The 21,831-nt window shown below is 56.1% G+C and carries 16 protein-coding genes; 11 read left to right on the forward strand and 5 right to left on the reverse strand.

Features of this window, described 5'->3' with window-relative positions:
• Together mmsA and chvE are read right to left on the reverse strand one after the other, a co-directional pair.
• Window positions 1-1,511, reverse strand: a 1,511-nt coding sequence (gene mmsA, locus RT613_RS03660; protein WP_313613078.1) for a multiple monosaccharide ABC transporter ATP-binding protein, incomplete at its 3' end; no start/stop codon positions are given.
• Window positions 1,512-1,604: 93 nt separating this feature from the next.
• The gene (chvE, locus tag RT613_RS03665; protein ID WP_313613080.1) at window positions 1,605-2,669 is read right to left on the reverse strand and encodes a multiple monosaccharide ABC transporter substrate-binding protein; all 1,065 of its coding nucleotides are present in this window, start codon (window positions 2,667-2,669) and stop codon (window positions 1,605-1,607) included.
• 251 nt (window positions 2,670-2,920) lie between these two features.
• Between chvE and RT613_RS03670 the strand changes: the two genes are divergently transcribed.
• Together RT613_RS03670 and RT613_RS03675 are read left to right on the forward strand one after the other, a co-directional pair.
• On the forward strand, window positions 2,921-3,967 hold the full coding sequence (locus tag RT613_RS03670; protein ID WP_313613082.1) for a LysR family transcriptional regulator: 1,047 nt from the start codon (window positions 2,921-2,923) through the stop codon (window positions 3,965-3,967).
• A 35-nt stretch (window positions 3,968-4,002) separates the two neighbouring features.
• Window positions 4,003-4,455: a hypothetical protein gene (locus RT613_RS03675; protein ID WP_313613083.1), complete on the forward strand. Its 453-nt coding sequence runs from the start codon at window positions 4,003-4,005 to the stop codon at window positions 4,453-4,455.
• Here the strand turns inward: RT613_RS03675 and RT613_RS03680 are convergent.
• Both RT613_RS03680 and RT613_RS03685 read right to left on the reverse strand, forming a co-directional pair.
• Window positions 4,445-4,684, reverse strand: a complete 240-nt coding sequence (locus RT613_RS03680; RefSeq protein WP_313613085.1) for a hypothetical protein — start codon at window positions 4,682-4,684, stop codon at window positions 4,445-4,447. The two genes, RT613_RS03675 and RT613_RS03680, sit on opposite strands and share 11 nt — an antisense overlap.
• A gap of 19 nt (window positions 4,685-4,703) precedes the next feature.
• A complete protein-coding gene (locus RT613_RS03685; protein WP_313613313.1) occupies window positions 4,704-5,945 on the reverse strand; it encodes an ROK family transcriptional regulator in 1,242 nt (413 codons plus the stop codon).
• A gap of 279 nt (window positions 5,946-6,224) precedes the next feature.
• On the opposite strand from RT613_RS03685, the gene xylF reads away from it, so the two are divergent.
• The 3 genes from xylF to RT613_RS03700 all read left to right on the forward strand — a co-directional run bounded on the left by xylF (window position 6,225) and on the right by RT613_RS03700 (window position 9,536).
• The gene (gene xylF / locus RT613_RS03690; protein WP_313613086.1) at window positions 6,225-7,265 is read left to right on the forward strand and encodes a D-xylose ABC transporter substrate-binding protein; all 1,041 of its coding nucleotides are present in this window, start codon (window positions 6,225-6,227) and stop codon (window positions 7,263-7,265) included.
• 153 nt (window positions 7,266-7,418) lie between these two features.
• Entirely contained in the window at window positions 7,419-8,732 is a 1,314-nt protein-coding gene (locus tag RT613_RS03695; protein WP_313613088.1) for a sugar ABC transporter permease, read from the forward strand.
• Between the two features lie 21 nt (window positions 8,733-8,753).
• Complete coding sequence (locus RT613_RS03700; RefSeq protein ID WP_313613090.1) at window positions 8,754-9,536, forward strand: ATP-binding cassette domain-containing protein; 783 nt, start codon at window positions 8,754-8,756, stop codon at window positions 9,534-9,536.
• Window positions 9,537-9,662: 126 nt separating this feature from the next.
• On the opposite strand, the gene RT613_RS03705 is transcribed toward RT613_RS03700, so the two are convergent.
• Window positions 9,663-10,574 carry a flagellin gene (locus RT613_RS03705; protein WP_313613091.1) on the reverse strand — a complete coding sequence of 304 codons (912 nt, stop codon included), beginning with the start codon at window positions 10,572-10,574 and terminating at the stop codon, window positions 9,663-9,665.
• A gap of 408 nt (window positions 10,575-10,982) precedes the next feature.
• Here RT613_RS03705 and bcsN point away from each other — a divergent pair, with 408 nt between their 5' ends.
• The 6 genes from bcsN to RT613_RS03735 all read left to right on the forward strand — a co-directional run bounded on the left by bcsN (window position 10,983) and on the right by RT613_RS03735 (window position 21,826).
• On the forward strand, window positions 10,983-11,957 hold the full coding sequence (bcsN, locus tag RT613_RS03710) for a cellulose biosynthesis protein BcsN (RefSeq protein ID WP_313613092.1): 975 nt from the start codon (window positions 10,983-10,985) through the stop codon (window positions 11,955-11,957).
• A gap of 90 nt (window positions 11,958-12,047) precedes the next feature.
• On the forward strand, window positions 12,048-14,246 hold the full coding sequence (gene bcsA, locus RT613_RS03715; protein ID WP_313613093.1) for a UDP-forming cellulose synthase catalytic subunit: 2,199 nt from the start codon (window positions 12,048-12,050) through the stop codon (window positions 14,244-14,246).
• Window positions 14,243-16,723 carry a cellulose biosynthesis cyclic di-GMP-binding regulatory protein BcsB gene (locus tag RT613_RS03720; protein WP_313613094.1) on the forward strand — a complete coding sequence of 827 codons (2,481 nt, stop codon included), beginning with the start codon at window positions 14,243-14,245 and terminating at the stop codon, window positions 16,721-16,723. Before bcsA ends, RT613_RS03720 begins: the two co-directional genes overlap by 4 nt.
• Window positions 16,720-17,769, forward strand: a complete 1,050-nt coding sequence (locus tag RT613_RS03725; RefSeq protein WP_313613096.1) for a glycosyl hydrolase family 8 — start codon at window positions 16,720-16,722, stop codon at window positions 17,767-17,769. The genes RT613_RS03720 and RT613_RS03725 overlap by 4 nt, the downstream gene beginning before the upstream one ends.
• On the forward strand, window positions 17,766-20,051 hold the full coding sequence (locus tag RT613_RS03730) for a cellulose synthase (RefSeq protein ID WP_313613098.1): 2,286 nt from the start codon (window positions 17,766-17,768) through the stop codon (window positions 20,049-20,051). Before RT613_RS03725 ends, RT613_RS03730 begins: the two co-directional genes overlap by 4 nt.
• Window positions 20,052-20,305: 254 nt before the next feature.
• Entirely contained in the window at window positions 20,306-21,826 is a 1,521-nt protein-coding gene (locus tag RT613_RS03735) for a sugar ABC transporter ATP-binding protein (RefSeq protein ID WP_409558761.1), read from the forward strand.
• The last annotated feature ends 5 nt before the right edge of the window (window positions 21,827-21,831 follow it).

The following is a 21,831-nucleotide window of genomic DNA, read 5'->3' on the forward strand; positions in this document are numbered from 1 at the left end:
ATAGCGCGCATGATGCTTTCCTGGCTCGCCTCTCCCTTCGGCAGTTCGGCGACGATGCGTCCTTCGTTCATGACGTAGATGCGGTCGCAGTTACCGAGGAGCTCAGGCATTTCTGACGAGATCATCAGAACGCCTTTTCCGTCGGCGGCAAGCTGGTTGATGATAGTGTAAATTTCATATTTCGCACCAACGTCGATACCGCGCGTCGGTTCGTCGAGGATAAGAACCTCGGGGTTGGAGAACAGCCACTTGGACAGCACGACCTTTTGCTGGTTGCCACCCGAAAGATTGACCGTTTCCTGGAAAATGCCGTGGGAACGAATGCGCAGACGCGACCGGAAGTCGGTTGCCACCTTCATTTCTTTGATATCGTCGATAACGGATGCCTTGGAAACACCGGCGAGATTGGCAAGCGTGGTATTGTGCAGAATATTGTCATTCAGCACCAGACCAAGATGTTTGCGATCTTCCGTCACATAAGCAAGCCCGGCGTCGATCGCCTTGCGAACCGTACTGACATCCACCGGCTTTCCATCGATCAGCACGTCTCCGCTGATCTTGTGGCCGTAAGACTTGCCGAACACGCTCATGGCGAATTCGGTGCGCCCAGCACCCATCAGGCCGGCAATACCGACGACCTCGCCCTTGCGGACGGTGACGTTGATATCATGCAGGACCTGCCGATCACGATGCTGCTGGTGGAAGGCGTTCCAGTTCTTGACCTCAAGAATCGTTTCGCCAATCGGCACGCTGCGTGGCGGATAACGATCTTCCAGATCACGGCCCACCATGTTGCGAATGATGACGTCTTCGCTGATTTCTTCCTTATGGCAGTCAAGCGTCTTGACCGTCATGCCGTCACGCAGAACCGTGATCTGATCAGCCACCTTGCGCACTTCGTTGAGCTTGTGCGTGATGATGATCGAGGTCAAACCCTGATTGCGGAATTCTATCAGCAGGTTGAGAAGCGCGTCGGAATCACTTTCGTTGAGCGAAGCTGTCGGCTCGTCGAGAATGAGCAGCTTCACGCTCTTCGAAAGCGCCTTGGCGATTTCAACTAGCTGCTGCTTTCCGACGCCGATATCCGTTACCAGCGTTTCCGGGGATTCCTTCAGCCCGACCTTCTTCAGAAGCTCGCGCGTCCGGCTAAATGTCTGCTGCCAGTTAATGACACCGTTCGACGCCTTTTCGTTACCGAGGAAAATGTTCTCGGCAATCGAAAGCAGCGGAACGAGGGCCAGTTCCTGGTGAATGATAATGATGCCAATATCTTCACTATCATTGATGGCGCGAAAATTACGCACCTGACCTTCGTAATGAATTTCACCGTCGTATGAGCCAGCGGGGTAAACACCGGAAAGTACCTTCATCAAGGTCGATTTTCCTGCGCCGTTCTCACCGACGAGTGCATGAATTTCACCCTTGCGAACCTTGAGGTTCACATTCTCCAGCGCTTTTACGCCAGGGAATGTCTTGGTGATATTCCGCATTTCGAGAATGGTATCGTCCATATCAAAATCCAGCGCCGGTTTAATCCGGCGAATTTTTTCTAAGAGAAACCGGGGGCAAAGTTTTTGCCTTCCCCCCCGGCATTCAGGAAATGATTACTTCAGCTGATCTTCGGTGTAGTAACCACCGTCAACCAGGACCTGCTTGTAGTTGTCCTTGGTGACAGCAACAGGCTTCAGCAGGTAGGAAGGAACAACCTTCACACCGTTTTCGTAGGTCTTGGTGTCGTTAACTTCAGGCTCCTTGCCTTCCATAACGGCGTTAACCATGCCAACGGTGACCTTGGCCAGTTCGCGGGTGTCCTTGAAGATCGTGGAGTACTGTTCGCCAGCGATGATCGACTTGACGGACGGAACTTCAGCGTCCTGACCGGAAACAACCGGCAGCGGCAGATCGCCAGAACCGTAGCCAACGCCCTTCAGCGACGACAGGATACCGATGGACAGACCATCATAAGGCGACAGAACGGCGTCAACCTTTGCGTCCGTGTAGAAAGCGGAGAGCAGGTTATCCATACGAGCCTGGGCCGTTGCAGGGTCCCAACGCAGCGTACCAACCTTGTCCATGCCGGTCTGGCCGGACTTTACGACCAGCTTGCCGCTGTCGATGTATGGCTGCAGAACGGACATCGCACCATCGTAGAAGAAGAATGCGTTGTTATCGTCTGGGGAACCACCGAACAGTTCAATGTTGAACGGGCCCTTGCCATCTTTCAGGCCAAGCTTGTCAGTGATCGAAGTTGCCTGCAGAACGCCAACCTGGAAGTTATCGAAGGTTGCGTAGTAGTCTACGTTGCCGCTGTTACGAATAAGGCGGTCATAGGCGATAACCTTGACGCCCTTGTCTGCAGCCTGCTGCAGAACGTCAGACAGCGTCGTGCCGTCGATGGAAGCGATAACCAGGACCTTGACGCCCTTCGTTACCATGTTTTCGATCTGCGAAAGCTGGTTCGGAATGTCGTCGTCCGCATACTGCAGGTCTGTGCCGTAGCCGGCGTCCTGAAGCTGCTTGACGATGTTGTTGCCGTCGTCGATCCAGCGTGCAGAAGACTTCGTTGGCATTGCGATGCCGACGGTGCCCTTGTCCTGAGCGAATACAGGCGCAGCAAAGCTTGCAACGCCGATGGCACAGGCTGCCATTAACGAGACGATGGATTTCATAAATCTCTCCCTTTGAACCCTTGTCAGGCGCGCCCCAGGCGCCGCCTTCAAATCCATGCCAGAATTGTAAGGAGACAGATTTAGACAGAACGGTTTTTTACTTATCAGTACGCCTGCCCGCCGCTCCTCCACGGCACAGCTGCAAACTGTTCTGAATCCATATAACTGTCAAATAGAATATATCGCATTTCATATACCAATTATGCTATATTAAATCGATATAACACCCGATTTTGGCGAGATACACCATTATGAGCAACCATAGAGAGAAAAACACACCTGATAGCGACGTTTTTTTCTCAGCAGTCGAGGATAATCCACTTCTGCGTGCGGGTTTAAAGATGGCCCACCTCCGCATGCTGGTGATGATAAAAGATCATGGACAGGTCAGCGCCGCCGCCGCCGCCCTCAACATGACCCAACCTGCGGCCTCCCGAATGCTTTCCGAAATGGAATCGATCGTCAAAAGTCCGCTCTGTCAGCGCGCCTCCAGAGGTGTGGTTTTGACACAGTTCGGTGAGGCTTTGGCACTGCGCGCTCGCAAGATCCTTCTTGAACTGCGTGAGGCGGGCCGTGAACTTGCCCAGATGAAATCGGGCAGTGGCGGCTCGGTCTATATTGGCTCGGTCACCGCACCGGCTATCAGCATGGTGGTTCCCGCCATCAGCCGCGCCGTGGAAACCTATCCCGGCATCGAAATCAACGTGCAGGTGGAAACCAGCAACGTGCTGGCCCGCGATCTCCTGGCCGCCAGACTCGACTTCATCATCGGCCGCATCCCTGAAGATCTGAACCCGGCACCGTTCAATGCCCATGAAATTGGCATCGAACGCGCCTGCCTTCTGGTCCGCAAGGGACATCCGCTGTTGGAACATGGCCCTGCCCGCCTGCAGGATCTTTCCACATTCGACTGGGTTTTCCAGCCGCCGGGCGCTTTGCTGCGTCGTACGATGGAAGAGATTTTTGTGGCAAATGGCGCGCCAATGCCGCGTAACATCATCAACACACCATCTGTCGTGTTGACGCTGGCCATTATCTGCAAGACAAACGCCATTGCGCCACTTGCCTATGACATGGCCGAATTTGTCGCCGGACAAAGCTCACAGGTTGGGGAAATCCGTATTTTGCCAACCGACTTTGAGCTGAACCTCAAACCCTACAGTCTGATTACCGCCAAGGACCGCGCCCTGCCGCCAAGTGCCCAGTTGCTGTATGACCTGGTGCTGGAAGAAAGCCGCAACGTGGCATCCGCCACCTATTCACCGCTGCAAGCCCTGCGCCATCTTTCCAATGCATAAGGCTTGAAACAGCGCTCGAACACCAGGAGGAAGACATGCTTTTTGGACAGTCCGTCTTTCAATCGGTTGTCGAACGGCTGAAACAGGAAGCCGAAAACGGGGAGAAAAGCGAAACCGAAACATCGCACAAGATCGTTTCCGGCTTCACCTCAAGCTTCGTTTTGGAAACAGAGCGGCCCGATCCTGAACGGTTTGGCGCGGCCTTCGATGCCTATCTCGATTTTCTACCCGATCCGCCCGAGCCTGAACCGGAACCTGAGCCCGAACCAATGCCGGCCTATCTGGAGCGGACATCGCTCGAAGATGTGTCAAAGGAACTGGATATCAGTGAAAAAGACACGGTGGAAAGCCTATCGGAAAAACGCCGCACCTTCGCCAAGCTCAACCACCCCGACCGGCTGTCACCGGAATTTCGCGCCAACGCCCATGCCCGCATGACCGCCGCCAATTTGCTGATCGATCAGGCCATCAAGCTGATCAGTCGTTAGCGTCGTCGTCGGTTGCGACGGCAGGCTTCTGCTCAACCAATGGCGCAGGCTTGAATGTGAACAGCAGCATATAAGCAGAATAGGCAGCAACGCCGCCGACAATCGTACCCCAGAATGCGTCTTGTGTAATAAAGAACTCGATGAGAGACCACGCGGTGCAGGAGACAACAATCAAAAGCCGTACCCAGAGCGGACGGTAAATTGGATGATTGGTATCAATGAGCTGCATGAAATTCTCCCGTTTTTGCTCACCCCGCCTGCAGATTGGGAGGTGTTGTCATTCCCGTGGAGACCATATCTTCATCCATGCGCGACAATGCAAGCCCCATATGGCCCTCAAAAACCAGTTCCGGTTCATTAAGTTCAACCTGAATGACCGGCAAACCGCCAAATCGCACGGCTTGAGACTGTGAGAGCCCCTCGAGAATGCCCGCCTGCAACAGATCATAATAACGTGTTCCGGGTCCTGTGACGAATACAGACATATGGCCGTGCAGGCTAAAGAGGCGCGCAAGACCATTGCCGAGCGCAAGACCCGCCTGCCGGAATGCAAAAGCCGCCATGCGATTGCCATGACGGGCATTGTTGGCAATCTTGTCCAGTTCGCTCAAAGGCACGAATTTTGCTGGGATCGTATCAGGCGGCACTTCGAACGCCGTTCTGAGAATGGCGTAAAAACCGCAATAAGCTTCGATGCAACCTCTGGAGCCGCAGCGACACAGCGCAGCACCGGGGACATGCAGCATGTGGCCGAAATTCGGAGCTACCACCTCAAAACCATTGCCAGTCGAGCGCGCAATGCCAAGCCCGATGCTGTGGCCAAGCGACAGCGCTGCCAGCATGCCCTTACCCCCGGTCAAGACACGGTCCGGTCGGGTCTGCTCACGCATCCACAACGCTTCAGCCACCAGCAACGTTTCGTTATTCACTGCAAAACGACGGCGCCACACCTCGGCCAGCGCATCCTGGAAATCCACCTGCTCATCACCCAGCACGGGCGACCACACCAGACGCCCGCCGGCCGGGTCAACCAGTCCCTTGCTGCTGATCGACAGATGCAGGATCGCCTCATGGGCAATGCGCGAGCGGGTGGCAAGACGCACGAGACCAGCATTGATGGCCGCAACAAAATCACCGCGTTGCGTTTCCTGTCGCGGTTCGGAAAACCGGTCGATGAGTTTGCCGTTATAGTCAGCCAGCGAATATTGCACCGCATCGGATGAAACGATAACAACCGCCAGATACCCGCAGGCCGGGTTCGGACTGAACAGGACGCGCGGACGTCCCCGCCCCTGCGCAGACTGTTGTTCAGTGCGCTGTATCAGACCGGTCTTTTCAAGCTCGGCGGTGATGGCTGAAACCGTGCCGGATGCTAGCCCGGTAAAGGAAGAAATTTCCGTATGCGAGAGATTGCCGTGATGGCGAAGCGCCGACATCACCAGAAGACTGTTCTTCTGACGAACCAGTTCAGTGCTTGAGATGGCCGACAGCGGCAAATTACGTCCCTCATTTCGGACAACACAATGCCGCCGTCAGCGCCAGATAAAGCCGACGCCTTCACAGTACAAGTGTTATCCGGCTCCTCCCGAAACCTCGCTGCCTTCACCAGCCAGGCGAAGCACTACGTCTGGTTGACAGCTTTCAGAATCTCTGCCATTTAATTTCTCGACTGTCGAGAAAAAATGCAAATTGCGTTCTCGGACAGCAAATTTAGACGGTAGAAAACGCATGGAGGTGCGGGGACTACCAGTCACACCCGGGAGGACATCATGAAATCATTTGCCAAGTTGTTGGCCGGAACAGCTCTACTCGTTTCACTACACGGTGCCGCCATGGCGGCAGACCTCGTTGTCGGCGTGTCTTGGTCAAACTTCCAGGAAGAACGCTGGAAGACCGATGAAGCTGCAATCAAGAAGGCCCTCGACGCTGCAGGCGCCAAATATATTTCCGCTGACGCCCAATCCTCGGCTGCAAAGCAGTTGACCGACGTTGAAGCACTGATCGCGCAGGGTGCGAATGCCCTGATCGTGTTGGCGCAGGACAGCGATGCGATTGGCCCGGCCGTTGAAAAGGCCGTTGCAGAAGGTATCCCGGTTGTCGGTTATGACCGCCTGATCGAAAACAAGGACGCCTTCTATATCACCTTCGACAACAAGGAAGTCGGCCGTCTTCAGGCACAGGAAGTGTTCAAGGTAAAGCCGGAAGGCAATTACGTCTTTATCAAGGGATCCTCGTCTGACCCGAATGCAGACTTCCTGTTTGCAGGCCAGCAGGAAGTGCTGAAAGACGCTATTGATGCTGGCAAGATCAAGAATGTTGGCGAAGCCTATACCGATGGCTGGAAGCCTGAAAATGCCCAGAAGAACATGGAGCAGTTCCTGACCGCCAACAACAACAAGGTTGATGCTGTTGTTGCATCCAACGACGGTACGGCAGGTGGCGCGATTGCCGCTCTGGCAGCACAGGGCATGGCAGGTTCTGTTCCGGTCTCCGGTCAGGACGCTGACTTTGCCGCCCTGAACCGTGTTGCGCTTGGCACACAGACCGTATCTGTCTGGAAGGACAGCCGTGACCTGGGTAAGGAAGCTGCCAACATTGCGCTGGAACTGGCCGGTGGCAAGAAGATGACTGAGATCACAGGTGTCACCACCTTCGAAGGCGGCCCGAAAAAGGTCACCATGCAGTCCGTCTTCCTCAAGCCGATTGCCATCACCAAGGACAACCTGAATGTGGTGATTGAAGCAGGCTGGATTCCGAAGGAAACCGCTTGCCAAGGCGTAAAGGCTGGCTCGACCAAAGCCTGCGATTGATCGCACGGACTAACACCCTTTCGAAAGCGCCGCGAAGCCCTGTGCTACGCGGCGCAATCGGAGTGAAATGACCTTTGTAAAAGGTCGTCATGAGCAACGGTGCAAACCGGCAATGCTCGGACATCAGCATGATGTGAGGAGGAACGGCAGCCAATGGCCGACATCACGCAATCAAAATCGTCCCACCCCGCCAATGATTCAGGCCGCAATGCCATTTCCCGCTTTATTGCGGCAACGGAACTGGACACCCGGCTTCTCGGCATGGTGGGTGCCCTTCTCCTGATATGGATCGGGTTTTCATTTCTATCCGGCGGACTTTTCCTAACGCCCCGCAACCTGTGGAACCTGTCTGTACAGACAGCTTCGGTCGCCGTTATGGCAACCGGCATGGTGCTGGTCATCGTCACCCGCAATATCGACCTTTCTGTCGGCTCAATTCTCGGGTTTTCCGGCATGATCATGGGTGTGATGCAGGCAGAGCTACTGCCTAAATTTCTCGGCTTCGAACATCCCGCCACATGGATCATCACGCTCGGCATCGGTCTGGCAGTTGGCGCAGCTATCGGCACATTGCATGGCCTGATCATCGCCTTCATGAACGTGCCGTCCTTCATCGTGACCCTTGGCGGCCTGCTCGTCTGGCGCGGCGGCACCTGGTTTATCACCAGCGGACGCACCGTTGCACCCATGGACAGTTCATTCCGCCTGATGGGCGGTGGCACCAGCGGGTCGATCGGCGCGACGTGGAGTTGGATCGTTGCGGCACTTGCCTGTGTTGCCATCATCATTGCTATTCTTAATTCCCGCCACCAGCGTCGGCGCTTCGGTTTTCCGCTACGTCCGGTCTGGGCGGAATATTTCCTTGGCAGTCTTGGCTGCGCCATCGTGATTGGCGCTGTCGCCGTTGCCAACAGCTACCCCTGGCCTGTTGCCATTGCCCGCAATTATGCCGATGCCAATGGCATTCCATGGCCGGATGGCGGTCTGTTCATTCCTCACGGCATTGCCATTCCGGTTCTGATTGCACTGGGGGTCGGTGCGGTCATGACGTTTATCGCCACCCGCCTGCGGTTTGGACGTTACGTTTTTGCCATTGGTGGCAACCCGGAAGCTGCGGAACTGGCCGGCATCAAGACACGCTGGGTCACCGTGAAGATCTTTGCACTGATGGGAGCGCTCTGCGCCATCGCCGCAGCCATTTCCACCGCACGCCTGAACGCTGCAACCAACGCTCAGGGTGAACTGGATGAACTCTACACCATTGCTGCGGCGGTTATTGGGGGAACCTCGCTTGCCGGTGGTGTGGGTACAATCGCGGGTGCCATGCTTGGTGCACTCGTCATGCAATCGTTGCAGTCCGGCATGGTGCTGGTCGGAATCGACACTCCGTTCCAACGTATCGTCGTCGGTTTCGTTCTGGTGGTGGCCGTCTGGCTCGACACCGTTTACCGCGCCCGCGCCAAGTAAGAGATTTAGGAGCCTTCCGACATGACGGAACAAACCTCTCCCCTGGTGGAAATGAAAAACATCTCCATCTCCTTCGGCGGCATTCATGCAGTCGAAAATGCCTCAATCGATCTTTTCCCCGGTGAGGTCGTGGCCTTGCTTGGACATAACGGTGCGGGAAAATCGACACTCATCAAGATCTTGTCCGGTGCCTACAGACGTGATCAGGGTGACATTCTTATCAACGGTGAAGCCGCCGACATCCGCAACCCGCGCGACGCCAAGAAATACGGCATTGAAACCATCTACCAGACGCTGGCAGTTGCCGATAACGTTGATGCCGCTGCCAATCTCTACCTTGGTCGCGAGTTGAAGACCAAATGGGGCACGCTGGACGATGTGGCGATGGAGGCCTCTGCCCGTGAAGTGATGGGACGTCTCAACCCGAATTTCCGACGCTTCAAGGAACCGGTCAAGGCCCTGTCCGGCGGTCAACGCCAGTCGGTCGCCATTGCCCGCGCAATCCTGTTCGACGCTCGTATTCTGATCATGGATGAACCAACCGCTGCCCTTGGCCCCCAGGAAACGGCCCAGGTCGGCGATCTCATCAAGGAGTTAAAGCGGCAAGGCATTGGCATCTTCTTGATCAGCCATGACATTCACGACGTGTTTGATCTCGCCGACCGAGTATTTGTGATGAAGAACGGCAAAGTGGTGGGACATGCCAAAACCCAGGACGTGACCAAGGACGAGGTGCTGGGCATGATCATTTTGGGCAAGGTGCCGGCTGGCGCAGTGCCCGGCCCCGGAGCCATGAAAAACTGACACCACGGAACGGCCTGTGTGTTTTCAAAACAAACGCAGAGGCCTTTTCAAGCAATAACGCCTACGAATAAGCCGCGCTCAGAAGAGCGCGGCTTCTCTCTTTATATATAAAAGTATCGGATCCGATTAACGGAACAGCGACAGGATGTTCTGCGAGTCCGAGTTCGCAATCGACAGCGACTGGATAGCCAGCTGCTGTTTCGTCTGCAGAGCCTTGAGGCGAGTGGACTCTTCGTTCATGTCAGCGTCAACCAGACGGCCGATACCGCGCTCAAGCGAAGCATTCAGCTTGGACATGAAGTCTTCCTGCAGATCAATGCGGGTCGAGATGGAACCGAGCTCAGCACCAGCGCTTGTCATGGCAGTCAGAGCGGTTTCAACAGCACTCAGAGCCTGATCAAGGTAACCGGTCGACGTGTTGGTAACATCGAGGTTGTTGATCGAGATACCGAGCGAACCGCTGGTCGCGCCGAGAATACCCGAGGTGGTGACGAGAGCGCCGGCAGTGTTGGTACCGAACAGAACGTTCGCGTCCGTACCGGTGTCCTTCAGAACATAGTCGGTCTTCTTGACGGAAACGTTGCCGCTGCTGTCGCGAACGAAGCCCGAGATAACAGACTGCGTGCCAGAGCCAGCGATCAGGTTCTTGCCGGAGAAGGAAGCAGATTCAGCAATCGACTTCAGTTGTTCCTGCAGCTGGGTGATTTCTTCCTGGACCTTCTTACCGTCAACGGAGCCTTCCTGGGCCGTAACGAGCTTCTTCTTGATTTCCTTGACGACTTCGATAGCGGAGTCCATACCGGAATAAGCTGTATCAACCTTGGCGGCGCCAAGACCGATGGCGTCCTGTACGGCAGAGAGAGCGCCAGAGTCAGAACGCATGGTCGTTGCGATCGACCAGTAAGCAGCGTTGTCGGAAGCCTTAGAAACGCGCAGACCCGTAGAAATGTTGTTCTGGGTCTTTTCAAGGTCGTTGTTGATCGAGCGCAGCGTCTGCAGAGCGGACATCGCGGAAACGTTGGTCATAATGCTGGCCATATTATTTTTGTCCCTGTTTTTACGAAATACTGGTTATGGGGACATACCGGACTGATATTATCTTACCGGAGCACAGCAGTTCGGCATCATGCCACTCGACCGAATGCTTCCCAAAAAGCGCCCAAGCCAAACCTGCTGCGGATGCGAAGAAATTCACATCCATTCGTTTCAAACTCCTTAATTTCAGGGGTAAAACGCACCGTCGAAAATAAGAAAGGTTAACAAAGACTTAACAAAAAAACTCAAACATTAAAAAAACGTATGAACAAAAGATAAAAATCTTCGCTTACAGGTTAAATTTCAGATTGCTAAATCAGGCTCCTTCCTTATTCCATAGGCATGGTCTGGTCTAAATTGATTCGGGTGCCTGGCGGCCTGCCCACTGCGCTAGTTGCGGCAAAAGTTGCCGTGTCGAAAGCGCATGTTTTCGGCGTACTTCCGCTGTTGCTCGTTGCTGTTTCGAGTTGTGCAGACAAGGGTGGAATTCAAACATCAGGCGCACCGCAAATGGTTGCTGCCGAACAGGCTATGATTTTTCCGCCACCTGGCGGTCCTGAAATCATGGCCGTGATTAACTACAACTATACCAATGCAGTGAAGCAGGATGTGCTGTTGCGCGCCCAGGGCACGACCTCTGGCCAGAACTACCTCAAGATAGAGCTGTTCGGACCACAAAGTCAGGGTAATACAGTGACCGACAGCCTCAGTTTCGCAGGCACACGTGCCAGCCAGATCGCTCGCGAAATCCGCAAAGAGTTCCCCGGCAAGCGAATTGCCATGTCGCCGGAATATCTGCAGAACAGCTATGGCGCATTTTCCTATGCAGTCGGCAACGGACAGGGCAGCGACCTCTGCCTTTATGGCTGGCAGGAAATTCGCTCGAAGCAGGACATGCGTCAGGGACTGCGCAATCTCGGTAAGATCAATGTCCGCGCACGGCTTTGCCAGCCATCGGCAACCGTACAGGAACTGTTGTCGCTGATGTATAATTTCACCATCACCGGCAATTATACCAATCCGAGCTGGAACCCCTATGGCACGCCACAGGCACCGGATGCCGGCATTGGCCGTTCAGGAAACCCGATTTATCCCGTTACAGCAACCTCCTTCCCGATGCAGCCTGGATCACAGGCACCATTACCCCCGCCGGTTGCATCACGGCGCGTCAGTGCGTCCGCCAATATTATGTACCAGACACCGGTAGCAGTCGCCCCTGGGGCAACCGCACCTGCGCAGCCAAAAGTAAACGTCGCCATACCGTCTCCCTTGCCTCAGTCACAGCAGGCGATGAGGCAGGAAACGGCTGTAAAGCCCGAAAAACCGGTCGTCATCCCCTCTCCCGAATGCCTGTCGACAAATGGCAGCGTGCAAGGATGTCGTTAACCTTTTTCGTTTAGGTTTTGTAAAGAAATGCCCAATGAGGGCGATAATTACAAAAGCTCAAAAGAGCATGCGAAAAACAGAAGGTCGCCGATGAGCAAGGCCATTACCATCATCGTCTGGTTGCTGACATCCGTCTGCGTTCTGACAATTATTACCTTGCCCGTAAGCCTTCAGACACATCTCGTTGCCACGGCAATTTCGATTATTCTGCTTGGTACGATCAAGACGCTGGACGGAACAGGCCGCTGGCGATTGATTGCCCTCGCCTTCGGCACTGCGATCGTTCTGCGTTACGTCTACTGGCGCACCACCAGCACCCTGCCGCCCGTCAACCAGCTTGAAAACTTCATTCCTGGCTTCCTGCTTTACCTCGCTGAAATGTACAGCGTTGTGATGCTGGGGCTCAGCCTTGTCATCGTGTCGATGCCACTGCCATCGCGCACCACGCGGCCAGGTTCCGAAGATTACCTGCCAACGGTTGACGTGTTTGTGCCGACCTATAATGAAGATTCCGAGCTTCTGGCCAACACGCTGGCCGCTGCCCGCAACATGGATTACCCGGCCGACAAATTTACCGTGTGGTTGCTCGATGATGGCGGCACCGAACAGAAGCGCAATTCCAACAATATTCCTGATGCACAGGCAGCCCTACGCCGCCATGAGGAGTTGCAAAAGCTCTGCGCCGATCTTGATGTGCGTTACCTGACCCGCGCCCGTAACGAACACGCCAAGGCCGGCAATCTGAACAATGGTCTTGCCCACTCGACCGGCGAACTGGTGACCGTGTTTGATGCCGACCACGCCCCTGCCCGTGATTTCTTGCGCGAAACGGTTGGATATTTCGAGAGCGACCCGAAACTCTTTCTGGTGCAGACGCCGCACTTCTTCATCAATCCTGACCCGATTGAACGTAACCTCAACACTTTCGAGACCATGCCGAGCGAAAACGAAATGTTTTACGGCATCATCCAGCGCGGTCTGGACAAGTGGAACGGCGCGTTCTTCTGCGGATCGGCAGCCGTGTTACGTCGTACTGCACTGTCCGACACTGACGGTTTCAGCGGCGTCAGCATTACCGAAGACTGCGAAACCGCACTTGCCCTGCATTCGCGCGGCTGGAACAGCATGTATGTCGACAAGCCGCTGATTGCCGGCCTGCAACCGGCAACCTTTGCCAGCTTTATCGGCCAGCGTAGCCGTTGGGCGCAGGGCATGATGCAGATCCTGATTTTCCGTCAGCCCCTGTTCCGGCGTGGCCTCAGCCTCACGCAGCGCCTGTGCTACATGTCTTCGACGCTGTTCTGGCTTTTTCCATTCCCGCGCACGATCTTCCTGTTCGCACCACTGTTTTATCTGTTCTTTGATCTGCAGATCTTCGTTGCATCGGGTGGCGAATTCCTTGCCTACACCGCAGCCTACATGCTGGTGAACCTGATGATGCAGAACTACCTCTATGGCAAATTCCGTTGGCCGTGGATTTCAGAACTTTATGAATATGTGCAGACCGTGCATCTGCTGCCCGCCGTGGTCTCGGTGATTTTCAATCCGAGCAAACCGACCTTCAAGGTGACGGCCAAGGACGAGTCCATCAAGCAAAGCCGCCTATCCGAAATCAGCCGCCCCTTCTTTGTGATTTTTGGCGTGCTGCTGGTGGCCATGGCCTTCGCGATCTACCGTATCTACGCCGAGCCCTACAAGGCTGACGTAACGCTGGTGGTCGGCGGCTGGAACCTGCTTAACCTGATTTTTGCGGGTTGCGCGCTGGGCGTGGTTTCTGAACGCGGTGAACGGTCTGCATCCCGTCGCATCACGGTCAAACGCCGCTGCGACCTGCAAATCGGAGACAGCGATGTCTGGCACCCAGCCATCATCGACAATGTTTCGGTGCACGGCCTGCTGATCAACATATTCGACCGCAATCCGCCTGTCATTGAAAAGAACAGCACCGCCACTATCCGGGTCAAACCCCATGCGGAAGGTGTGCCGACGACCATGAAGATCAATGTCGTGCGCAGCGTCCGCAACGACGGCTACAGCTCGATCGGTGCAACCTTCGCCCCGCAACAGGCACAGGACCACCGCCTGATTGCCGATCTGATCTTTGCCAATTCCGAGCAATGGACAGCCTTCCAGCGCGCCAGACGTTATAATCCCGGCCTCATCCGTGGCACATTGTCGTTCCTGACTATCGCGCTCTACCAGACCAACCGCGGCCTCTATTACCTGTTCCGTGGCATGCGGCGCGAACCGCAATTGCCGGCAGCCGAAGCAAAGGGTGCCAAGTCATGAAGCACCGTATCGTCTCTGCACTGCTTCTGGCGTCCGTTTCGACGTTTGCCTATGCGCAGACCAACCCGTTTGACATGTCGGGCGAGCGCCCCGCATCGCCACCGTCGGCCGTCACGCCTCCATCCGCAACGCCTGCTCAACCGGCACCTGTTCAGCATGCGCCAAGTGTACAGCCGCAGGCGCCAACATCACAGGTGACGCAACCGGTTGCACCCCAGCCGCAGCGCCAGCAGGCAACGCCGGTTTCTCCAGCCCCCGTGCAGCCACCAGCCAGCGCTCAGACGGCCCAACCGGCACAGGCCAGACCCGCGCCCGCAGCAGCGTCCGTGGATGACCGCAAACGGTATCTGCTGCCGTTCAAAAGCCTCAGCCTTTCCGGCGAGACGGAACGCAAGCAGTGGACTATTTACCTGACGCCGGAACAAGCCCAGACGGCAACATCGCTGCGTGTCGGATATCAGAATTCGATTGTCGTTGCGCCGGAAAGCTCCAGCCTCAATGTGCGCATCAACAACACGACATTGCCGTCCAGCGCCATCGCGTCTCCCGATGGCGAAGGCAGTGCCTCGATGCCAATTCCGCCTGGTGCCCTGCAGGCTGGCGCCAATGTCATAACCTTCACGGCACAGCAGCGGCATCGTACCGACTGCACGGTTCAATCCACCTATGATCTGTGGACCGACATCAACCCGGCCGAAACCTACATCAACTTCGGCGCCGATGTCGCCAATCGCATACAAAGCATCGATGACATCAGCGCCACGGGTCTTGATGCGTCCGGCATAACCACCATCACCATTGTCGCGCCGACACTGTCCAATCCGGCCTTTTCCGACCAGTTGCTACGTCTGTCACAGGCGCTGGCGCTGCGCACCCAGATGCCGAACCAGAATATTGTCGTCACCACCGAAATGCCGGCGACACAGCCTCCCGGCACATTGACCGTTGTTGTCGGCACCACACGCGAAATTACACCACTGGCGAGGGAGCTGCCGCCGGAAGCTCTGGCCGCGGCCTATTCCGGTTTTGAAATGGATGGCAATCTCGCCTATGCGCCGTTGCTGGTCACCGGCCCGACACCACAGGCCGTGCAATCGGCAATCGACACCTTGTATACGGCGATGAAGCGACCAGAAGGGTCGGTTCGAAGCACGCTTTACACCAAATCATGGCATGGGCCTGACACACCGCTGGTGATGAGTGATCGTCGCATCGCCTTTTCAGAACTCGGCATTCAAAGCAGCGAGTTTTCCGGGCGGCGTTTCCAGACCGATTTCATGATCGGTGTTCCCTCTGATTTTTTTGCGGATGCCTATGGCGAAGCGACCTTGTTGCTCGACGCTGCCTATTCGGATGAGGTGCTGCCGGGCAGCCAGATCAACATTTATGTCAATGGCAACATCGCCTCGACAGTGCCGATTTCCAACAATGGTGGCGGCATTTTCCGTCACCTGCCCATCAATCTGACACTTCGTCACTTCGTACCCGGCGCCAATGCCATATCCATGGAAGCCGTGTTATTGACCGAGGCGGACAAAGCCTGCCTGCCCGGTGCCACGGCCAGCGTCACGCCCCGATTTGCGCTATTCGACACGTCAGAATTCCACATGCCGAATTTTGCTCTTCTCGGAAAAAAACCGGATCTCGCCGCCACCAGCGGCGTTGGCCAGCCCTACCGCGCAGACAATAGCCCAGTCGCGATTTCTCTCAACCGTGCAGATAGTGACAGCCTGTCTACGGCAGCCACTCTGGTCAGCCGCCTCGCCATGGCTGCCGGCCACCCTATACCGGTTGAAACTGTAGCCTCGGCCTCGGCAGTGGGTGATCGGGATGCGATTTTCGTCGGCACCATCTCCCAGATGCAGCAGGCATTGCTCACACAATTCAATATCACCCCATCTAGCCAGGTGTCATGGTTGGGAGGGCAAGGCGCCAACCAGAATGGCGACGACACCGAAGTGATGTTTGATGACTGGCGTCGCAAGGTTAACAACGGCAAATGGCAAGGCCAGATTTCCTCTTTCGAGGAATGGATGAAGCGCAACTTCGACATCAGCCCTGATACGTTACGGTTCCTGCCCTCGGCAGAAGAATCCTACGCACCGCCCGGCAATATCTCTTTCATGATTGCCCAAGGCTTGAGCCCGTCTGGCGAAGGCGTTTGGACCATGGCAACGGCGCCCTCCTCCGCTGACCTGCGCAGCGGCATGGCGGCTGTTTCCGAGGAAGCGCGCTGGCGCAAGGTTTCCGGGCGCGTGACGACCTATGATGCAGCAACTGATACGGTGCAGAGCATTGCCGTTCAGCAACCGCATTTTTATGCAACGCGGGAGTTCTCTTTCTCCAACTGGCGTTTGATTGCCGCCAACTGGTTATCGACCAACGTCCTGTCCTATTCACTGGCCTTTGTCGGTTTTCTCTGCCTGCTGGGCGTGTTCACCACAGCGATGCTGCGCATGATGGGAAGGCGCAAATGACGCCATTTGTCTTGCGCGCCCTTCGCATTGCCGGATTGACGCTGATGGCATCACTGCCAAGCAAATCCTTTGCCGCCACCGTCGATGAACAGGCATGGACCGCCTATAAAGGGGCTTTCCTCGAGAGCACCGGCCGCATTGTTGATACCGGCAATGGCAATATCAGCCACAGTGAGGGTCAGGGTTATGGCATGTGGCTCGCTGTCCTTGCCGGAAATCCTGCCGATTTTGAGCTGATCTGGTCGTTTACCAAAACCGAACTTTTGGTGCGCAATGACGGTCTTGCCGCCTGGAAATGGGACCCACAAGCCAATCCGCACATCACCGACATCAACAATGCAACCGATGGCGACATCCTGATTGCCTACGCGCTCGCGTTGGCGGCAGCCGAGTTTAACCGCCCAGACTACCAGCAGACGGCTCGTGCCATCATCAACACGATTGCTGAAAAGGCCGTGATCCAGAATGCCGGCCGCACCCTGCTGCTGCCTGCCGTCGAGGGTTTTTCCGCCACCGACCGCAATGACGGGCCGGTGATCAATCCGTCCTATCTGATTTTTGAAGCCTTCCCGGTTTTTGATATGCTTTCGCCCTCGCCCGTCTGGCAGGCTCTGACCCGCGATGGCGTTGCCCTGCTCGAGAGTTTCTCCTTCGGTGATCGCAAACTGCCAGCCGATTGGGTTTCCATGAAACGCAGGCCCCAACCGGCCGAAGGTTTTGCTCCTGAATTTGGCTATAATGCCGTGCGCATCCCGCTTTACCTCGCGCAGGCAAAAGCTGGCAATACAACACTTTATACCCGTCTGCTGACCGGCATGAGCGTCGACAACGGCAGTATTGCAACCGTTGACCTGCGTCAGAATACGGTCAAGGACACACTGTCTGATCCCGGTTACCGTATGGTTGCCGCCATAACCGCCTGCGCAGCCAATGGCACCAGAATACCTGATGATCTGCGCAGCTTCAGCCCAACCCTTTATTATCCCTCGACCCTGCACCTGCTGGCATTATCGGCGGTCGCGCAGACACATCGGGAGTGCCTATGAAAACCACGCCGCTTCTCGTCTCAACCGCCCTTCTGGCCGCAGTCGGTTTCGTCGCCGTGGAATGGCGAAGTGAAATCATCGGACAAGTAACAGGCACGCACGGCAAACCGGCCACTAGCGGCCTTCTGGCGCTGCAATCGCAGATGCCGCAACCGTCTTCGTACAGCCTGCCCGATAATGGGCAGAAACCAGTCGAAGTCGCGCAACTCTCCAGTGATTTGCCGCCGCCACAAACAGCCCAGGCACGTCTCCCGCAGACAAATACCGCCCCACAGCCAGCAGCCACCGCAACACCACATGTCGACGAGAGCGCCCTGCGTTATTTCGCAGCACAGGGTGATACGGCACGTTTGCAGGCTGAAATCGCCCGCCTGAAATCGCTTTACCCCAACTGGGTTCCACCGGAAAATCCACTTGCCGTGCCGCCAGTCGGTGATCCGCAGCTGGAGAACATGTGGAAGCTCTATTCCGAGTCCCGTTATGCCGAGGTTCGCAAGGCGATTGTCGACCGGCAGCAGGCGGAACCGGACTGGCAGCCGCCAGCCAACCTGCTTGACATGCTCAACCTTGCAGAAGCCCGCGTCAAACTGGTCAACGCATCGAACCTGAAACAATATGCAGCGGTTATCGAGATTGCTGCTGCCAATTCCGGCCTTTTGACCTGCAGTGAGGTGGATTCGCTGTGGCGCGTTGCCGAGGCTTTCGCCAGCACCGACCGCGATGGTCGTGCCCGTGATGCCTATATGTATGTGCTGAATAACTGCACACAGGAAAACGAACGTCTGGCAACGGTGCAGAAAGCATCCGCACTGCTGCCTCCAGCGATGATTGAAGAGCTGCTGACGCAGGAAAAAACCAAGACTGACGGCACGCTGGAATTCGAGCCGGTCAAGAATGACCTTGCCCGGCAGTTTATTGCCAATGGTGGCAACGATGCCAAGCTGACGGTGCCGCCAACCTATGTAAGCCGTCTTGAGCGTGTTGCCGAGACCGATGGACTGGCCAGCGATGCCCTGCTGCTGGGCTGGTATTACATCGTTCGCGAGAATGTCACCGACGCAGAAAAATGGTTCCGCAAGGCACATGACAAGGAAAACTCTGCTTCCGCCTCGCAAGGTTTGACGCTGGCGCTTCTGGCGCGTGACAAACCGCAGGAGGCAGAAGAGATCATGTATGAGTGGCGTGATGCCTCTGATGATGCCTTAAAGACATATCTCGCCGCAACCGCCAACCTTTTAGCACTGGAGCCGCCCGTCGTGCTCGACGCGGAGGTGTTGAAACGCATTGGCGAAGAAACCGTCAAGGCCAAGGACCCGGCAACTGCCCAGGAATTTGGCTGGTATGCCCGCGCTTTCCAGCAGCCGCAGCTGGCCGTACAATGGTTCACCACGGCGCTGGACTGGAAAAACGACGACGAACCATCGGCCTATGGCCTTGCCCTGACCAATCAGGAACTTGGCAATCTGGCAGAAACCCGTCGTATCCAGCAGCAATGGGCCGGTCGCTCGGAGCGCATTGCCCAGGTCGGTCAACCTCAGCAAATGGCGCAGGGACAAGCAGGCTACACACAGGTCGGCCAGGCCCCCATGGGCAAGGTGCCGATGGGCTACAACACACAAACCGCCCAGACACAGGTCATCAATACCGTCCCGCGCATGGTTGAAACCCGCGCACCTGCTGCGGTCGATCAGCATCCTTCAGCCGCGATCGCCAACCGACAGCCGCGCAATGGTGCAGCCAGTTCCGGTCCGCGCCGCGGATGCAATCTCAACGCCAATCCGCAAAACCTGTCATCGCAGACAGCGTTGCAACAGGGTTGGTGCCTGATGGAGGCCAACCGTCCTGCCGAAGCCTTGAAGGCATTCGAATCTGCCCTGCGCAGCGACCAGTCAAATATTCGCAGCGACGCCGCCTATGGTCAGAGCCTTGCTTACCTGCGCATGGGATTGACCGACAATGCTGCCGTCTCGGCCACCAAGGGTGGCATGGACAAGGGCAAGGCAACGGAATTGCAGGTGGCAATCCTGACCGACCGTGCCCTGGCAGCCTATCGCAATGGCCGCTATCCGGAAGCGCTGATCATGCTCGACCAGCGGTCGCGGTTTGCAACGGAGCGTGTCGATTTGATGGTGATACGCGGCTACGCCTATCTCAACATGAAACGCTATGCCGACGCGATCCAGATTTTCGAAAGCATTGCCGCAACGGGTAACCGCGACGCAGTGCTGGGTCTCGCCAATGCACGCAGCGCCAGAGCCGCAGCCTCAGGAGCAGATTACTAAATCTACTCCTGCGCAAAAGTTGTAGAATTTTCTCCTCACAACGCTTTTGATGTTCACGAAAAGCGTTATTCGGACGAATTTGCTTTACGTACCTCACAATGAAGGCTAGCCTCTCCTCAGGCAAAAGTGACCATTGAAAAATGTCACTGGGACAGAGCTTTGGGAGGAGTTCGCGTGCAGCCAGAAAAGCGGTGGACGTACAGCCTCGTGCTGGCGGCTGTAGCAGACGTGCAACGTTCTGGAAGCGCCTCATGATGGCGCATGGCGAAAGTTCCGCGTCTTTGATTCTCGAAGCCGCCTCCCTCAACAAGTCTTTCGGTCCTGTTCAGGTTCTGCACGATATCAATCTTCAGGTTCGCGCCGGAGAAGTTCACGCCATTATCGGTGAGAACGGTGCTGGCAAATCCACGCTGATGAAGCTGTTCGCCGGAAATGAACGGCCCACAAACGGCGAACTGCGCATTGACAAGAAACCGGTTACATTCACTGGCCCGGTCGATGCTGAACATCACGGTATCGTTCTTGTGCATCAGGAAATCCTGCTGGCCCCTGACTTGACCGTGGCGCAGAATATCTACCTCGGTCGTGAATTGACGCTTGGTCCCGTTGTCGATGACACCGCCATGCGTCAAGGCGCCACCAAGGCGATCCGCGATCTTGGCGCCACGATTGATCCTGACGCCATTGTTGGCCGTCTCTCAATTGCCCAACGGCAACTGGTGCAGATTGCACGGGTGCTGCTGGTGCCACACCGGCTGGTGATTTTTGACGAACCGACCGCATCCCTCTCCCCTGTCGAAACAGATGCGCTGCTGGCAGTGATCCGCGACATCAGGGCCAAAGGTGTGGCCGTGCTTTATATTTCGCACAGACTGCCTGAGGTGAAGGAGATTGCCGACCGCGTGACGGTGTTGCGTGACGGGCGATTGATCGGCACCCATGATGCTGCGGCATTGAACCCGGCAGATATGGCCCGCCTGATGGTTGGCCGTGACGTGTCCAAGCTGTACCCCGATCGCAAGGCAACAATGGCACAAGACCCCGTGCTGAAGGTGCAGAATTTCAGTGTGCCGGGTTATGTCAGTGACGCCAGTTTCACTTTGCAAAAGGGTGAAATCTTGGGCTTTGCCGGATTGGTCGGTGCGGGCAGAACTGAGTTGATGGAAGGCATTGTTGGTTTGCGGCCCGGTCACGGCGACATCAGCCACATTGGCAAGGCGACACGTTTCCGCGATGCGCAGGACAGCCTTAAAGCCGGCATTGTCTACCTCAGCGAAGATCGCAAAGGCAAAGGCCTGCTGCTGACCAAGGATTTGCGCATCAACCTCACGCTTGCATCGCTTAAGCAATTCACAAGCGGTCTGCAAATTGACGGCAGCAAGGAACGCCAAGCGCTGGATGACGCCATCCGTGACTTCGACATCCGCACCGGGCGCAAGGATTTGTTGGCTGGCCAGCTTTCCGGCGGCAACCAGCAGAAACTGTTGCTCGCCAAGATGATGATGCTCAACCCGTCGATCGTCATCATCGATGAGCCAACCCGTGGCATCGATATCGGCACCAAGGAGCAGATTTACCGCTTCATCGTCGCCCTGGCAGATCAGGGAAAGTCGGTCATCGTCGTGTCGTCGGAAATGCCCGAACTGATCGGCATCTGCGACCGCATCGTGGTGATGCGCTCCGGCCATATCGCTGGAGAAGTAACAGGTGAAGCGATGACCGAACATGAAATCGTTGTGCTGGCAACAGGCGTCAGCTCTGAAAAAGTTGCCTAAGGGGG

It is taken from the genome of Agrobacterium sp. (assembly GCF_032092815.1).
Taxonomy (GTDB): Bacteria; Pseudomonadota; Alphaproteobacteria; order Rhizobiales; family Rhizobiaceae; genus Agrobacterium.

Coding starts and splice junctions, on each gene's coding strand:
- chvE (WP_313613080.1), bottom strand. CDS start 2,669: ATGAAATCCATCGTCTCGTTAATGGCAGCCTGTGCCATCGGCGTTGCA.
- RT613_RS03670 (WP_313613082.1), top strand. CDS start 2,921: ATGAGCAACCATAGAGAGAAAAACACACCTGATAGCGACGTTTTTTTC.
- RT613_RS03675 (WP_313613083.1), top strand. CDS start 4,003: ATGCTTTTTGGACAGTCCGTCTTTCAATCGGTTGTCGAACGGCTGAAA.
- RT613_RS03680 (WP_313613085.1), bottom strand. CDS start 4,684: ATGCAGCTCATTGATACCAATCATCCAATTTACCGTCCGCTCTGGGTA.
- xylF (WP_313613086.1), top strand. CDS start 6,225: ATGAAATCATTTGCCAAGTTGTTGGCCGGAACAGCTCTACTCGTTTCA.
- RT613_RS03695 (WP_313613088.1), top strand. CDS start 7,419: ATGGCCGACATCACGCAATCAAAATCGTCCCACCCCGCCAATGATTCA.
- RT613_RS03700 (WP_313613090.1), top strand. CDS start 8,754: ATGACGGAACAAACCTCTCCCCTGGTGGAAATGAAAAACATCTCCATC.
- RT613_RS03705 (WP_313613091.1), bottom strand. CDS start 10,574: ATGGCCAGCATTATGACCAACGTTTCCGCGATGTCCGCTCTGCAGACG.
- bcsA (WP_313613093.1), top strand. CDS start 12,048: ATGAGCAAGGCCATTACCATCATCGTCTGGTTGCTGACATCCGTCTGC.
- RT613_RS03720 (WP_313613094.1), top strand. CDS start 14,243: ATGAAGCACCGTATCGTCTCTGCACTGCTTCTGGCGTCCGTTTCGACG.
- RT613_RS03725 (WP_313613096.1), top strand. CDS start 16,720: ATGACGCCATTTGTCTTGCGCGCCCTTCGCATTGCCGGATTGACGCTG.
- RT613_RS03730 (WP_313613098.1), top strand. CDS start 17,766: ATGAAAACCACGCCGCTTCTCGTCTCAACCGCCCTTCTGGCCGCAGTC.
- RT613_RS03735 (WP_409558761.1), top strand. CDS start 20,306: ATGGCGCATGGCGAAAGTTCCGCGTCTTTGATTCTCGAAGCCGCCTCC.